The organism is Pseudomonas sp. 44 R 15 (assembly GCF_900004965.1).
Taxonomy (GTDB): Bacteria; Pseudomonadota; Gammaproteobacteria; order Pseudomonadales; family Pseudomonadaceae; genus Aquipseudomonas; species Aquipseudomonas orientalis_A.
Genome location: NZ_CVTU01000040.1, coordinates 22,633 through 36,296, shown reverse-complemented (window position 1 = coordinate 36,296; position 13,664 = coordinate 22,633). Strand labels below are relative to the sequence as shown.

Sequence of the window (13,664 nt, the reverse complement as noted above, 5' to 3'; positions counted from 1 at the left end):
AAGGCTCCTTGCCACTTTGGCGATATTCACATTCATAAGGCGTGCTTTTGTTGCCCGGCCCAGGGCGCCAGCATAAAGCTGAATGCCAGGCCAAGGCTGACCGACAGGCCGAAATTGCTCACCGCCGGGGTACTGGAGACAGCCAGCAGGCCGAACGATAACCAAGTGGTCAGCGCCGCCAGTAAGGTTCCCAGCAGGCTGACGGCGGCCCCGCCGATCTGCTCGCGCATCAGGATCGCGTAGTCGACGCTGATGGCCGTGACCAGCAGCAGGCCGAACAGGCTGAACAGGGTCAGCGGCTGGCCCAGCCAACCGAGGCTGGCCAGGCTGCACAGCGCCGCCAGCAACGGCAGCGCGACGACGCGCAAGGCGCCGGTGAAGCCGAAGGGCAGCATCAACAGCAGCACGATCAGCCCACAGGACAGCAATTTCAATTCGGCCGCGCTGATTTGAGTGTCGGCAAACACACGGTTCAAATCCCCCAGGCGATCGACCAATTGCACACCGGGCAAATCCACCGCCTGCACCCGCAGCAACGCCGGGTTGTTCAGGCCTTGCAGGCTGACCATCGCCGCCACGCCGCCGTCTACCTTGCCCAGCCACAGCGTGCGCCAGGGCTCGGCCAGGGGGCCTTTGAGCGCGGCGTCGATGTCTTCGGTGGGCAGCGCCTGCAACTGCGCGACTTCAGCTTGCAGCGCATCGACGGGGATGCCGATGTCCAGCAACGGTTGCCAATGCTGCTCAAGCTTATTGAGCGCATCGCGCAGTTGCTGCTGTTCGGCGGGCAGGTTGACCAGTTGATTCAGCGCCAGGTAACCCTGGAGCTTGTCCATATTCACCAGTTGATCCAGGCGCTGGCCCAGGGCGGCCTGGCGCTCCAGCAACTGCTGCTGATTGTCGGCGCGCACCAGGAAGAACTGGCTGGTGGGCTGGAACCCGGTAATGCGCGCCACGGCCTGGGCTTCCTGCAGCAATTGCGGCGGCGCGCCGATCCACTGGCGGATATCGTTTTTACTGTTCAATTGCCACAGGCCACCGGCGCAGAACAACAGCACCCACACCAGCAGCACGGCGCCGGGCACGCGCTTGATCAATCCCGCCCGCCACTGCCACAAGCGTTCGGCGATGCGCAGCGGCCATCGCGCCGGGCGCAGTTCGACGCCGTTGAGCAGTGCCGGCAGCAGGCACACGGCGCACAGGTACGCGCCGACCAGACCGGCTGCCGAGAACACCGCGATTTGCGTCAGCGCCGGGAACGGCGTCCAGGCCAGCGCCAGGTAGCCGATGCAACTGGTGGCCAGGCTCAGGCTCAAGCCCGGCAGAGTCAGGCGCAGTGCCGGCCAACTGCGCCACGGCTGCAGGCTCCAGCTTTTGGACAAATAGTGCAGCGGGTAATCCACCGCCACGCCGATCAGGCTGGAGCCCAACACCAGGGTCATCACATGCATATGGCCGAACAGCGCCACACAGGCCACTGCGCCAAACAGCATGCCGACCACCACCGGCACGAAGGCCAGCAGCACCCGCCAGCGCCGGAATGCCAGCAGCAGCAATATCAGGATGCCCAGGGTTGCGCCGCCGCCGACCCAGGTCATCTCCCGTGTGGCTTGCTGCTGCCCGTTGGCCGCATAGAGCAGGCCACTGGCGGCGAGCAGTTGCACGCCTTGCTCGCCGGCCTGGGCGCGGCTGGCCTGGAGCAAATCCGCCACGTGCAGCGGCAGTTTCATGTCGAATGCATTGCCGGTGGTGCGCGCCCGCAGGAGTACCCAGCTTTTGCCGTCGGCATCGGCGATCAACGCGCCGCTGCCGATATCCAGCTGTACCGCGCCGTGTTGCGGCTGGCTGTTCTGGATGCGCCCGGTCAGGCCCAGCCAGTCGTCCTGGCTGGGCACCAGGCTGAAGCCGGCAATGGGGTCGAACAGCGTTTGCACGCGTTGTTGGATAAACGCGTCGGGGTGCTCGATCAGTTGCTCGCGGTCCTCGGCCGACAGCATCGCCAGTCGGTCGCGCAGCAGTTGTTCGCGCAGCGCCGGCAAGTCGGCCTGCAGGTTCCACTGCACCTTTTCAAACAGGCCGCTGGCCTGCCAGCGCTCGGCCAGTTGCTGCGCCATGGCCAGCGCTTGCTGGCGGTCGGCATGCCCCACCAGCACCAGCATTTCGCGGTTCAGCGGTTCCTGCATGCGCTGCTCGGCTTGCATCTCCAGGGCGTCCGGCGTACTGCCGGGCACCAGCTCCATAAGGTTGGCCGACAAAGGCGCACCGTGACGCCACTGCCAGCCGGCCAGTGCCAGCACGGCCACCAGCAGGATCAGGAACAGGCGCGGCAGCAGGCGCTCACTGGGCAAAGTCGTGTTGCTCCGCATCGCTCAACGGTTGGTCGGCGCTGCTGTCCTGCATGCGCAGTACGGTGCTGTCGCCCTGGGTTTCCAACAGCTCGATGGTCTTCACTAGCGCACCGCCATCGATATTGATTTGGGTGAATACTTGCTTGAGCAGCAGTGAGCGCGGAATCAGCGTGAGCTTCCAGTCTTGCGCCTGGCCTTGCAGTTGCAGGTCGAAGTCACGCTGCAAGCCGCTGCTGTCGCCCTGGAGCACCGCGAGGAACAGGCGATTCTGCTCGGTGCCGGCGCTCTTGTTCGGCAGCAGTTGCCAGCCGTTGGCGTCACGCCGGGCGATGCCCTGACTGGTGATGCGATAGTCCTGTTGCAGCGGGGTTTTGAGCAGCCACAACAGGCCGTGGTCCTTGGCGAGCACGAAGGTGCCTTTGCTGACCAGCGGCTGGGGCAGGGCGCGCAGGTGTTTTTCCTGGGTAAAGTTGCCGTGGATCACGCTGGGTTTGGCCAGTTGATCGCTCAGTTGTTGCAGGTCGAAGGCGTGGGCGCTGAAGCTCAACAATGCGGCGGCCACTGCAGGAGCGAGCTTGCTCGCGAAAAACCTGAGGGCCCCACGGGGTGTCAGGCGCCCCGCGTTATCGTTGGCGATCTTCGCGAGCAAGCTCGCTCCTGCAGGGGATCTCATTTCAGGGCCCTTTCGACGGCGTTGGTGAATATTGTTGGCGACGCAAGCTGCATTTCGCGGCTGGCGATTTCCACTGCCACTTGCACGGTGCTGGCGCGGGTCAAGCGTTCGCCGCTGGCCAGATCGGTAATCAGGTAATTGATCTTCAAACGGTTCTCCCACTCCACCAGGCTGGCGCGCACATTGATCGTTTGGCCGAAGGTGGCGCCGCGCACGTAGCGCAGCTGCATGTCGATCACCGGCCAGGCGTAGCCGGCGTCGAGCATCGCGGTGTAGTTATGGCCGATCTTGTCCAGCAACGCGCAGCGCGCCACTTCCAGGTACTTCACGTAATGCCCGTGCCATACGACGTGCATGGTGTCGATGTCGAAAAACGGCACGAGGATTTGAGTGTCGCTGTGCAATACGCCGGGGCTACGCATGCAGCCTCCAGTGTTGCTCGGCGATGCGTTGCAGGCACAGGCGCAGTTCGCCTTCCAGGGCGCGGTCTTCGATGACCGGCGGGAAGTCCCGGGCCAGTTCTTCGTGCATGGCAGCCAGTGCTGGTGGCAGCGCTCGTGCGTCTTCAGCCTGGGCGCGCAGCCACACGCCTTGGTTGGCGGCGAGCAAGGTGGCGGCGGCGACCTGTTCGGTCAGCTCGAGCACGCGGATCGCATCGCGGGCGGCGATGGTGCCCATGCTGACCTTGTCCTGGTTATGGCACTCGGTCGAGCGCGAGAACACGCTGGCCGGCATGGTGTTCTTCAGCGCTTCGGCGGTCCAGGCGCTGGTGCCGATCTGTACGGCCTTGAAGCCATGGTTGATCATTGCGCGCTCGGCCGGCGCGCCCGACAGGTTGCTCGGCAGGCCGTGGTTGTAACGCACGTCCACCAGCAGCGCCAGTTGGCGGTCGAGCAGGTCCGCGACATTGGCCACCAGGGTCTTGAGGCTGTCCATGGCAAAGGCAATGTGCCCGCCGTAGAAGTGCCCGCCGTGCAGCACGCGTTCCTCTTCGGCATCGATGATCGGGTTGTCGTTGGCGCTGTTCAGTTCGATTTCGATAAACGCGCGCAGCCAGTTCAGGCTGTCGGCCAGCACGCCGAGTACATGGGGCGCGCAGCGCAGGGAGTAGCGATCCTGCAGGCGGTGCAGCGGAGCCGTCGGTGCATCGATGGCCAGGTCCTGGCGCAGCCAGGCGGCGACTTGCATTTGCCCGGGATGGGGCTTGGCGGCGAACAGGCGTTCGTCGAAGTGTTCCGGGTTGCCTTGCAGCGCCACCACGTTCAATGCGGTGATGCGCGTGGCCAGCTGCAGCAGGTAGTCGGCGCGGGCGAAGGCCAGGCAGGCAATGCCGGTCATTACCGCTGTGCCGTTCATCAACGCCAGGGCTTCCTTGGGGCGCAGCACCAGTGGTTCCCAGCCCAGCTCGCGGTGTACATCGGCGGCCTGGCGGCGCTCGCCAGCAAACAGCACTTCTCGTTCACCGGACAAGGTGGCCGCCACATACGACAGCGGGGTCAGGTCGCCGCTGGCGCCCACCGAGCCTTCTTCAGGGATCAGCGGCAGCACGTCGTGTTCGAGGAATCCATGCAGGCGCTCGAGCAGTTCCACGCGTACCCCGGACACGCCATGGCACAGCGACTGCAAGCGCGCCGCCAGCACGGCGCGGGTGGCTTGGGCATCGAGCAACTTGCCCAGGCCGCAACCGTGGAAGGTGTACAGATGACGCGGCAGCGCCTCGACGTGCTCGAGCGGCACCGCCACCACGCAGGAGTCGCCGTAGCCGGTGGTCACGCCGTAGATCACGCCTTCCTTGTCCAGCAGCGAATCAAGAAACTGCGCGCCTTTGGCGATGCGCCGGCGATACGCGGTATCGTCCTGCAAGCGAGTGGGCACCTGACGGTTGGCCAGGGCCAGGACGTCTTCGATGCGCAGGGGGCGTTCGCCAAAGGTGATCGGCTCAAGAGACGTGGTCATCGGTCTTCCAGAAAGGGTAAAAGTTGAACCATTGTTGCGGCGCTTGCAGGCAGAACTGGCCCAGGCGTGCGGCGTAGCGAGCGGCCCACAGGGCGATGACCTGCTCACGGGTGCTGCGCTTCCATTCGATCAATGGCGCGAAGGGCTCGATGGTCAGGCGATAGCGGCCCTGGTGCTTGAGGCACATCAGCAGGTTGACCGGGCACTTGAGCAGGCCGGCCAGCAGCCAGGGGCCCTGGGGGAATGCGGCGTCATGCCCGAGGAAATCCACGCGCACCGTGCGCCCGCCGTGCAGCGGGATGCGGTCGCCGGCAATCGCCAGCCATTCGCCGTCGTCCAGACGCTGGCTGAGCAGCAGCATGGTGGCCGGGTCCAGTTCGCTGACCTGGATCAGGCGCAAATGGGTCGCGCCGGCTTCGCCCAGCAGGCGGTTGAAACGCTCGGCATGCTTGGTGTGCACCAGCACGTTCATGGTCACCTGTTCGCCGATCTCCGCCAGCGCGCGGCACACTTCCAGGTTGCCCAGGTGCGCGCCCACCAGCATCTGCCCGCGCTCGCCACGCAACTGGCCGCGCAATTGCGCCGGGTCGTTGATTTCGATCTGCTCCAGGCGCAGCTTGCCGTTCCACACGTCGAGCTTGTCGAGCAGGGAGTCGGCGAAGGCCATGAACTGGCCGAAGACCTTGGCATGGCTCGGCTGCAGCTCGGCACGCCCGCTCCACTGCGCCAGGCGCTGCTGGTATTGCCAGGCGCTCTGGCGCGCGGTGCGGCCGAACACGAAGAAGTAGAACACGATGCTGTAGAGCAACGGGCTCAACAGGCGCCGGCCAAGGACTTTTGCCGCGAACGCCGTGAGTTTCATCAGCCGGAAGCTGCCGCGCTCCTCGCGGTCGGCCCAGTGTTTGCTGCGCTCGCTCATGCCTGCCACCGGCGCCACAGGATGGCGGGCGCGCGCACCAGCATGCCGAAGAACAACCGCGTATGCATGGCGCTGATGCGCGCGTTGTCGTGCAACAGGCGAAAGTGCGACAGGCCGTCGGCGGGGTAATGCACCTGGGTCGGCAGCCAGCGCATCGGCTGGTTGCGCCAGGCCAGGCGCACGAGGATGTCCGAGTCGAAATCCATGCGCGTGCCGATGTAGGCCGAGTCCATCAGCGCCAGAGTGGGTGCCAGCGGGTATACGCGAAAGCCGCACATCGAGTCGCGAATCTGCAACGACAGGGTGTTGATCCACACCCACACGTGGGTCAGGTAGCGCGCGTAGAGGCGGCCCTTGGGCACGCTTTCGTCGTATTCGGGATAGCCGCAGATGATCGCGTCGGGGTGCCTGCGGGATGTATCGATAAAGGTCTCGACTTCGCGCAGGTCATGCTGGCCGTCGGCGTCCACTTGCAGGGCGTGGCTGTAGCCCAGGCGCGCGGCTTCGCGAAAGCCCGCCATGACGGCGGCGCCCTTGCCCTGATTGCGGGGCAGGGTCAGCAGGGTGACGTTATCCAGCGTCGCCAGTTGCATAAGCACCGCCGCACAGGCCGGGCTGCTGCCGTCGTCCACCAACAGGCAGGGCAGGCCACTGTTCAGAAGGCTGCGCACCACGGCGGGCACGGCGGCTTCGTGGTTGTAGACCGGGATCAGGGCGCAGGGGTTATGCATGTGCGGCCTCCAGCACGATCCGGCCACTTGAGCATGCAGCCTCCCCATTGCGATAGGCGAAGTACAGCTTGCCGCGCTCTTGGTCAAAGCGCAGGTGCAATTGAATGTGATCGCCGGGGCGCACCAGTTGCTGGAACTTGAGCACTTCCATACCGGCAAACGTGCTCGGCAAGTCGAGCAGTTGCTTGCCCAGGTTGAAGGCCCATTCCACTTGCACCACGCCCGGCAGCACAGGCGTGACTGGAAAATGCCCGCTGAAATAGGCCAGGTCGGGCGGCACGCTCAGTTGCAATGTCCATTCGCCGTCGATTTCGACCTGCTCCAGTACGTCCGGCGCCTTGGGGCGGGGGGCCAGCAACAGCGCCTCGATATCGGCCTGGGGCAGCTTGCCCTGGCTGTTGAGCGGCAGTTGGCGCAACAAACGCCAGCGGCGGGGCAAGGCCAGGGCTTCGCAATGCTGGCTCAGGTGCTGGCGCAGGGTTTGGGTCACCGTGCGCCGGCCCTGGTTGCGCAGAACATGCAGGCCCTTGGCGCTCAGTACCACCAGGGCACCGAGTGACGCGCGGTTTTCCTGCACCACGCCCAGGCGGGTTTCAGCGACCCACGGATGGGTCATCAACGCCTGTTCGAGCATCGGCAGGGCGATGCGTTTTTCTTCCAGCTTGACGATACGGTCCAGGCGACCGAGCAGTTCGAACCGGCCATCGGCATGGATGCGCGCGGCGTCGGCGGTCTGTTCGATATGCCCGGCGGGCAGGTAGGGCGAGGCAATGCGCAGGGCACCGTCGGCCGCCTGGCTCAGGTGCACGTCGGCAAACGGCTGCCAGGGTTGTGCGCCCTGGCGCCAGGCGATGCCGCCGGTTTCCGAACTGCCGAGGATTTCCGTCGGCCACTGCTGCAAGCGATCATAGAGGCTGCCGGCGGCTTCGACAGGCAAGGCTCCCCCTGAGGAAAACACCCGTGAGACCTGGCTCAGCGCCGGCCAGTCGAGGTTATCGCCCATGCGCTTGAGCAGCGCCGGGCTGGCCACCCAGGCGAATGGCGAATGCTCGCGACTGGCGCGCTGCATGTCCTCGGGGAATGCCAGTTGCCTGCGCAAAAACGTGCGACCGGCGCACAGTGGCCACAGCACGCGGAACAGCAAGCCGTAGATGTGTTGGGTGGCGACGCTGCCGATGATGCAGGCGTCTTTCAGGTCGGCGCCCCACAGTGCCTCCAGCGCCTGTACCTCATTGGCCAGCTGGCGCAGGGACTTGTCGATGCGCTTGGGTTCACCGCTGGAGCCGGAGGTGCACAGGCTCAGTTGGCAGCGATCGAGGTCGAGGGCGGCAGGGCTCAGAGGCGCCTGGTACAACGCTTCAACGTCCGCCGCTTCTGTCAGCCAGGCATCGACGACGGCGTCCCAGCGTTGACGGGTTTGCGGCTGCAGGTCGGCAGGCAGCAACACGCCGACCCCGGCACGCCAGGCGCCGAGCAACGCAATCGCCAGCACGCCGGCGTCTTCCAGGTGCACCGCCAGGTGCTGGATGCCACGCGCTTGCAAGCCGGCCGCCAGGCGCAGCGACTGCTCCACCAGTTGAGCATGATTGAGCGCCGGCTCAGTGGTGATCCGACGCTGTTCCTGTGGCTCAAGCAGCAGGTGCTCAAGTTTCAAACCTTTCATACGCGGCCTCGAACCCTTTGTCGTACCAGCCATTCCACGGCAAACAACAGCCCCATCAGCGCGTAGGCGATAAAGCCGTTGTACAACGTCCACCAGCTCAGCGGCGCCCACAAGGTGAGGGCGGCAGCGAGCAGGCCATTACACAGAAAAAACACACTCCACACCACGGTGACCTGGCGCGTATACAGCACCGCGTTCGCCGGCAGGTCCGGCTCAGTCATGCGCGCCAGGCGCTCGACCATCGGCGGCCCGTATTTCAGGCTCAGGCCGAACAGTGCCAGCATGAACCCACTGACCAGACTGGGGTACCAGCGCAACCATTGCGGGCTATCGAACCAGGCCAGCGCCAGGCAAAACACAATCACCACCAGCGCCATCCAGCGACTGCCGGGGCGTCGTGCAGCGGTGAACGCGCGCAGCAACCACAGGCTGCCCAACAACAGGCCAAATTGCCAGGGCGCAAAATGCTCGGTGCCGTAATACACCGCGAAGGGGTACAGCAGCCCCGCCAGCAACAGGCCAAGGCCGATCAGCCGGCTCATGCGGCGGGCTGGACCAGACGGTACACCGCCTCAACCACGTCATTGACGGTGCGCACCGCCTTGAATTCCTCGGCGGCGATCTTCTTGCCGGTCTGGCGCTTGATATGGTCGATCAGGTCCACGGCATCGATGCTGTCGATTTCCAGGTCCTGGTACAGGTTGGCGTCCAGGGTGACGCGCTCAGGTTCCAGTTCAAACAGTTCCACCAAGGCATCGCGCAGGGTGTTGAAAATATCGTCACGAGTTTGCATGGTCCGGTCTCAAGCTGCCTGTCTGGCCGTGACGAATGCCGCAAGGCTGGCCACGTTGGTGAAGTGATTGCGCGTGTCCTTGGCGTCGGCGTCGATCTTGATGCCGTACGTTTTCTGAATCGCCAGGCCCAGTTCAAGGGCGTCGACCGAATCCAGTCCCAGGCCCTCGCCGAACAGGGTCTGGTCGCTGCCGATGTCGTCGGCGCTGATGTCTTCCAGGCCCAGGGCCTCGATGATCAGCGTCTTTATGTCGTGCTCAAGGCGGTGTTGGTCGCTCATCTTCGGCGAGCTCCTTAATGAAATAGTGATGCAGGTAATCGTTGAGCTTGCGTGACGCCTGGGGCGCGGGGCCCAGTGCGGCAAACGCGTGTGGTTCTATATCGGCACCCACACGCAAACTGAAGTGAAATCGGCACTTGGGAATGCGATACCAGGGCTCGGCCTTGGTCAGGGTGGTGGGGCTGACCTTGATCACCACCGGGGTGATGATCGTCGCACCGCGCAGTGCAATCGCCGCGCCGCCGCGATGAAAGGCCGGTGCCGCGCCGGGCGTGGTGCGGGTGCCCTCGGGAAAGATGATCAGGGTTTGCCCCGCGCGCAGGGCATCGGCAGCGGCATCGAGCATGTCGGCGCTGCCATCGTTGCTGATGTAGCCGGCGTCGCGCACCGGGCCGCGGGTGAACGGGTTCTGGAACAGGCTCTGCTTGACCACGCAATTGGTCTGGCGCATCAGGCCGATCAGGAACACGACATCGATCAGCGACGGGTGGTTGGCGACGATCATCTGGCCCGGGCGACCGAGCTTTTCCGCGCCCTCGACGCTGTACGTGAGGATGCCCAGCCGTTTCATCAGGCGAATGAAGAACCAGAACAGGCAACTGATGGTGTGGCGCGCGCGTCGTTGATGCTGCCCGGCGTCGCCCGGCAGGCAACTGAGCAGCGGGAACACCAGCAAGCGCAGGCACAGCCCGCCGACGCCGAACACAAAGAAGCTGGCGGCCGTGGCGAACAGGCGCCAGTAATAGGCCTGCCGTGGTTTGTCGTTCAGGACTTGGGTCGCCAGTTCCATACTCGGTTCTTCCAGGCATGTTGGCAGGCGCCCTGTTCAGTCAACAGGGTGCGCAGCAGGTTCAGGGCGTGGGGCCACTGGGTGTGAGTGAGTTGGACAGCGCTGCTGTTTAGTTCCAGTTGCCACTCGTCGCCCGGCGTCAGCAACAGGCCCAGGGCATAGGGGAAGGGCACGTCAGCAATCCAGCTGGCATACGCCTCGGGCGGTTGTTCTTCGGTAATTATCAGCAACACGGCCGGGGCGCCTTCGTTGAGCAATGCGGCGGCTTCGAGTACGCCGTGCTCGAGGCCATCACCGGCGGCGGCAAGGGCGGTCATCTCGCTGGTTTCATTGCGCAGGATCGACCACAGGCCAATCACCGCGTTATGCACCGACAGGCTGAACTGGGTCGGCGACAGTGGCTGCTCGTTGGCCAGGTCGCTGAGGATGTCGAGGGTGCGTGGGGTTTCGCCGTGGCGGGAAATGAACACCAGCGGCAGGTCTTCAAGGCCTTCGGCCAGTGGCCAGCCGACGCTGAACGCCATGCGCGCCAGACGGCTCAGGCGGCGGCGCTGCATAGCTGGCAAAAATGACACATCGGGGGACGCGTCGCTGACAGGCAGCAACACCGGGTCCCGGCACCAGGCGTGCCAGTCGTCCGCACTCTCAAGGCTTGGAGCCCAGGCGCGCCATTGGGCGATGTTGAAGTTGATCACTGAGAAGTTATCCCGCCCCTGCGGGCTTCCATGTGCGGCCAATGGCCCCGGATTCCGGGACAGAGGGCAATGGCCGAATGGCGCGCATTATCCCGGTGCCGTGGGGTTCTAGCAAATACTGGTTAAAATTTGTTCGCTATTGATTACAAATAAGTCGTTGAAATTTACGCGCTGTGTGCGACAGAAGGCCGAACCGGATTATCGGAACGTTCCCATTCATTTGTGAGCCAGGCACAGCGGATGGATGAACGAGGTAGCTAACCGGCGCTTTTGCGCTCTACACTCGGGTTATTCATTGATACACGGAGGCTTTTCCATGCGGCGCGTGGTGTTCAATCAGAAAGGCGGCGTGGGCAAGTCCAGCATCGCCTGCAACCTGGCGGCGGTCAGCGCCAGCGAAGGTTATCGAACCCTGTTGGTGGACCTCGATGCACAGGGCAACTCCACCCAGTACCTCACCGGGCTGACCGGTGATGACATTCCCATGGGGATCGCCGATTTTTTCAAGCAAACCCTGTCTTCCGGGCCGTTTTCCAAGAAGAACAAGGTGGATATCTACGAAACGCCCTTCGATAACCTGCATGTCATCACCGCCACCCCGGAACTGGCGGACCTGCAGCCCAAGCTCGAGGCCAAGCACAAGATCAATAAGCTGCGAAAGCTGCTGGATGAGTTGAGCGAGGACTACGACCGTATCTACCTGGACACGCCCCCGGCGTTGAATTTTTATGCGGTTTCGGCGCTGATAGCCGCTGATCGCGTGCTGATCCCCTTCGATTGCGACAGCTTCTCGCGCCAGGCCCTGTATGGCCTGTTGGCTGAAATCGAAGAATTGAAGGAAGACCATAACGAAGGCCTGGAAGTGGAAGGTATCGTGGTCAACCAGTTCCAGGCCCGGGCGAGCCTGCCGCAGCAGATACTGGATGAGATGATTGCCGAAGGGCTGCCGGTGCTGCCGGTATACCTGGCCAGCTCGGTGCGCATGCGTGAGTCGCACCAGGAGAACAAGCCGCTGATTCACCTGGACCCACGGCACAAGCTGACCCAACAGTTTGTGGAACTGCATAACTTGCTGGAAAACGCCTGATCTCAAGCGCTGCATGGATTCAATGTGGGAGGGGGCTTGCTCCCGATGCGGTATGTCAGCCAGCGTATTTGTAGCTGACCCACCGCTATCGGGGGCAAGCCCCCTCCCACACTGTCCTGTGGTGCTTTCCCGATTGTGTTAAACGCCCTGACTAAGCAATCACATCCGCGATGTGGCATTGGCTATCCATCAACTGAGCGAGCTTGGCGTGATGCTGATGATGGACCGCCAAGCCCCGCTGCCCCAAGGCTGAAACGCGGACAAAATGTGGGAGGGGGCTTGCCCCCGATGGCGGTGTGTCAGTCAGGCACTTGGCAACTGATCCACCTGTATCGGAGGCAAGCCCCCTCCCACACTGTTCAGTGTTGTTCTCAAGGATCGGTTACACCCCGTGGCTGCTCAGCCAGCTCATCAACTGTGGCAACGGAAAGGCCCCACTCTGGCGCGCCACTTCCCGGCCATTCTTGAACAGAATCAAACTCGGAATCGACCGGATCCCCAACTGCGCCGACAACTGCTGGTTAGCCTCACTGTCCAGCTTGGCCAACCGGCATTTGCCTTCAAGCTGCCCGGCGGCCTGCTCGAATACCGGCGCAAACGACTTGCACGGCCCGCACCAGTCAGCCCACACGTCCACCAGCAACGGCAGGTCGCCCTTGATCTGGCTGGCGTAGTCGCCCTGTTTCAATTCAAACGGCTTGTTCAACAGCACTGGCTGCTTGCAACGGCCGCATTTGGGCGCATCACCCAGGCGTGCGCCGGGGATGCGGTTGAGACCGTTGCAATGAGGGCAGGGGATTACGAGAGGTTCAGACATCGGAGGCTCCTGGGGACTGGCCAATAGGTTGTATCTGGTGCCGGGGCTGAGATTTATCAAGGCTGGATGCAGAGACTCATTCGCTCACAGTTTCTCCCGCGCCGAATGAATCGTCTGTCTAGGATTGCTGTTGTGCGCCATTGGTCTGTTTACGGCTATAGCAAATTGCGATAGTCGGAAATCAGGTTTAACCTCCATAGCAAGATGCGATAGGGACGTTGCATGCGAGTCATCAGTGAAAAGAGGATCTGGGAAGCAAAGGAAACATGGCCGCGCTCGGCAACAGCTTTGGACCAGTGGTATCGCGTGATCAAGCGCACGCCCCCAAGGACTTCGCTGCAATGAAAGCCATGTTTCCCGCCACGGACAAGGTAGGTGAATTTCATGTGTTTGATATTGGCGGTAACAAGCTGAGGTTGATCGCGTCGGTGCAGTATCGAATGCAGCGCGTTTACATCGAGCACCTGCTGGACCACCGCGACTATGAGAAGGACAAATGGAAGGAAAAAAACAGATGAGCGCGCTTATGCAAGTAGCGGCAGAACACTGGCAGTTCGTTTCGCCGGTGCTGCGCAAGCCGGAAAACGAGGCGGACTACGACGCACTGGTATGCGGTCTGGATGAGTTGTTGAGCCTCGTGGGTGAAGACGAGGACAGCCCGCTGATGAGCCTGGTCGACATTCTCAGTGACTGGATCGAAGCGTATGACCGTGAACACCGCTCAATGCCCGTCGCCAGCGGGGTCGATGTGCTGCGCTACATGATGCGCGAGCACAATCTCACCCAGAGCGACCTTCCGGGGGTTGGGGCACAATCAGTCGTCTCTGAAATATTGAGCGGAAAACGCCAGCTCAACGTGCGTCAGATTCGTTGGCTGGCCGAGCGTTTCGGGGTGTCCGTGGAGACCTTTATCTAA

Annotated in this window: 15 protein-coding genes and 1 pseudogene; 3 read left to right on the top strand and 13 right to left on the bottom strand. The window is 63.1% G+C overall.

What is annotated here, in order from left to right; genetic code table 11:
• Positions 1–32 precede the first annotated feature (32 nt).
• Genes BFP93_RS04130 through BFP93_RS04075 form a run of 12 tightly spaced genes read right to left on the bottom strand, consistent with a single transcriptional unit; the run spans position 33 to position 10,844 of the window.
• Positions 33–2,363 (bottom strand): MMPL family transporter, encoded by a 2,331-nt coding sequence (locus tag BFP93_RS04130; RefSeq protein WP_065892078.1) that lies wholly within the window; start codon positions 2,361–2,363, stop codon positions 33–35.
• Positions 2,335–3,018 carry an outer membrane lipoprotein carrier protein LolA gene (locus BFP93_RS04125; protein WP_065892077.1) on the bottom strand — a complete coding sequence of 228 codons (684 nt, stop codon included), beginning with the start codon at positions 3,016–3,018 and terminating at the stop codon, positions 2,335–2,337. Before BFP93_RS04125 ends, BFP93_RS04130 begins: the two co-directional genes overlap by 29 nt.
• A complete protein-coding gene (locus tag BFP93_RS04120) occupies positions 3,015–3,440 on the bottom strand; it encodes an acyl-CoA thioesterase (RefSeq protein ID WP_065892076.1) in 426 nt (141 codons plus the stop codon). Before BFP93_RS04120 ends, BFP93_RS04125 begins: the two co-directional genes overlap by 4 nt.
• On the bottom strand, positions 3,433–4,974 hold the full coding sequence (hutH, locus tag BFP93_RS04115; RefSeq protein WP_065892074.1) for an HAL/PAL/TAL family ammonia-lyase: 1,542 nt from the start codon (positions 4,972–4,974) through the stop codon (positions 3,433–3,435). The genes BFP93_RS04120 and hutH overlap by 8 nt, the downstream gene beginning before the upstream one ends.
• On the bottom strand, positions 4,958–5,893 hold the full coding sequence (locus BFP93_RS04110) for an LpxL/LpxP family acyltransferase (RefSeq protein WP_065886598.1): 936 nt from the start codon (positions 5,891–5,893) through the stop codon (positions 4,958–4,960). Before BFP93_RS04110 ends, hutH begins: the two co-directional genes overlap by 17 nt.
• Positions 5,890–6,624 (bottom strand): glycosyltransferase family 2 protein, encoded by a 735-nt coding sequence (locus BFP93_RS04105; RefSeq protein WP_065892072.1) that lies wholly within the window; start codon positions 6,622–6,624, stop codon positions 5,890–5,892. The genes BFP93_RS04110 and BFP93_RS04105 overlap by 4 nt, the downstream gene beginning before the upstream one ends.
• Positions 6,617–8,287 (bottom strand): acyl-CoA synthetase family protein, encoded by a 1,671-nt coding sequence (locus BFP93_RS04100; protein WP_065892070.1) that lies wholly within the window; start codon positions 8,285–8,287, stop codon positions 6,617–6,619. Before BFP93_RS04100 ends, BFP93_RS04105 begins: the two co-directional genes overlap by 8 nt.
• Positions 8,284–8,829, bottom strand: coding sequence for a COG4648 family protein (locus tag BFP93_RS04095; RefSeq protein WP_065892068.1), 546 nt, complete (start codon positions 8,827–8,829; stop codon positions 8,284–8,286). Before BFP93_RS04095 ends, BFP93_RS04100 begins: the two co-directional genes overlap by 4 nt.
• Positions 8,826–9,080 (bottom strand): acyl carrier protein, encoded by a 255-nt coding sequence (locus BFP93_RS04090; RefSeq protein WP_003209389.1) that lies wholly within the window; start codon positions 9,078–9,080, stop codon positions 8,826–8,828. Before BFP93_RS04090 ends, BFP93_RS04095 begins: the two co-directional genes overlap by 4 nt.
• Positions 9,081–9,089: 9 nt before the next feature.
• Entirely contained in the window at positions 9,090–9,359 is a 270-nt protein-coding gene (locus BFP93_RS04085; RefSeq protein WP_065886594.1) for a phosphopantetheine-binding protein, read from the bottom strand.
• A complete protein-coding gene (locus BFP93_RS04080) occupies positions 9,337–10,149 on the bottom strand; it encodes a lysophospholipid acyltransferase family protein (RefSeq protein ID WP_065892066.1) in 813 nt (270 codons plus the stop codon). The genes BFP93_RS04085 and BFP93_RS04080 overlap by 23 nt, the downstream gene beginning before the upstream one ends.
• Positions 10,125–10,844 (bottom strand): beta-ketoacyl synthase chain length factor, encoded by a 720-nt coding sequence (locus BFP93_RS04075; RefSeq protein ID WP_065892064.1) that lies wholly within the window; start codon positions 10,842–10,844, stop codon positions 10,125–10,127. The genes BFP93_RS04080 and BFP93_RS04075 overlap by 25 nt, the downstream gene beginning before the upstream one ends.
• Before the next feature lie 316 nt (positions 10,845–11,160).
• Between BFP93_RS04075 and BFP93_RS04070 the strand changes: the two genes are divergently transcribed.
• Positions 11,161–11,931: a ParA family protein gene (locus BFP93_RS04070; protein ID WP_057724393.1), complete on the top strand. Its 771-nt coding sequence runs from the start codon at positions 11,161–11,163 to the stop codon at positions 11,929–11,931.
• Positions 11,932–12,313: 382 nt separating this feature from the next.
• Here BFP93_RS04070 and trxC read toward each other — a convergent pair whose 3' ends face one another.
• Positions 12,314–12,748 (bottom strand): thioredoxin TrxC, encoded by a 435-nt coding sequence (trxC, locus tag BFP93_RS04065; protein ID WP_065892063.1) that lies wholly within the window; start codon positions 12,746–12,748, stop codon positions 12,314–12,316.
• Between the two features lie 222 nt (positions 12,749–12,970).
• Here trxC and BFP93_RS04060 point away from each other — a divergent pair.
• Positions 12,971–13,266, top strand: a pseudogene (locus BFP93_RS04060) (type II toxin-antitoxin system HigB family toxin).
• Complete coding sequence (locus BFP93_RS04055) at positions 13,263–13,664, top strand: helix-turn-helix domain-containing protein (protein ID WP_065892061.1); 402 nt, start codon at positions 13,263–13,265, stop codon at positions 13,662–13,664. Before BFP93_RS04060 ends, BFP93_RS04055 begins: the two are co-directional and overlap by 4 nt.

Excerpts from the sequence above, each read along its gene's own strand:
- BFP93_RS04110 (WP_065886598.1), bottom strand. The coding sequence starts at position 5,893 with ATGAGCGAGCGCAGCAAACACTGGGCCGACCGCGAGGAGCGCGGCAGC.
- trxC (WP_065892063.1), bottom strand. The coding sequence starts at position 12,748 with ATGTCTGAACCTCTCGTAATCCCCTGCCCTCATTGCAACGGTCTCAAC.
- BFP93_RS04120 (WP_065892076.1), bottom strand. The coding sequence starts at position 3,440 with ATGCGTAGCCCCGGCGTATTGCACAGCGACACTCAAATCCTCGTGCCG.
- BFP93_RS04125 (WP_065892077.1), bottom strand. The coding sequence starts at position 3,018 with ATGAGATCCCCTGCAGGAGCGAGCTTGCTCGCGAAGATCGCCAACGAT.
- BFP93_RS04130 (WP_065892078.1), bottom strand. The coding sequence starts at position 2,363 with ATGCGGAGCAACACGACTTTGCCCAGTGAGCGCCTGCTGCCGCGCCTG.
- BFP93_RS04105 (WP_065892072.1), bottom strand. The coding sequence starts at position 6,624 with ATGCATAACCCCTGCGCCCTGATCCCGGTCTACAACCACGAAGCCGCC.
- BFP93_RS04090 (WP_003209389.1), bottom strand. The coding sequence starts at position 9,080 with ATGCAAACTCGTGACGATATTTTCAACACCCTGCGCGATGCCTTGGTG.
- BFP93_RS04085 (WP_065886594.1), bottom strand. The coding sequence starts at position 9,359 with ATGAGCGACCAACACCGCCTTGAGCACGACATAAAGACGCTGATCATC.
- BFP93_RS04055 (WP_065892061.1), top strand. The coding sequence starts at position 13,263 with ATGAGCGCGCTTATGCAAGTAGCGGCAGAACACTGGCAGTTCGTTTCG.
- hutH (WP_065892074.1), bottom strand. The coding sequence starts at position 4,974 with ATGACCACGTCTCTTGAGCCGATCACCTTTGGCGAACGCCCCCTGCGC.
- BFP93_RS04070 (WP_057724393.1), top strand. The coding sequence starts at position 11,161 with ATGCGGCGCGTGGTGTTCAATCAGAAAGGCGGCGTGGGCAAGTCCAGC.
- BFP93_RS04095 (WP_065892068.1), bottom strand. The coding sequence starts at position 8,829 with ATGAGCCGGCTGATCGGCCTTGGCCTGTTGCTGGCGGGGCTGCTGTAC.
- BFP93_RS04100 (WP_065892070.1), bottom strand. The coding sequence starts at position 8,287 with ATGAAAGGTTTGAAACTTGAGCACCTGCTGCTTGAGCCACAGGAACAG.
- BFP93_RS04080 (WP_065892066.1), bottom strand. The coding sequence starts at position 10,149 with ATGGAACTGGCGACCCAAGTCCTGAACGACAAACCACGGCAGGCCTAT.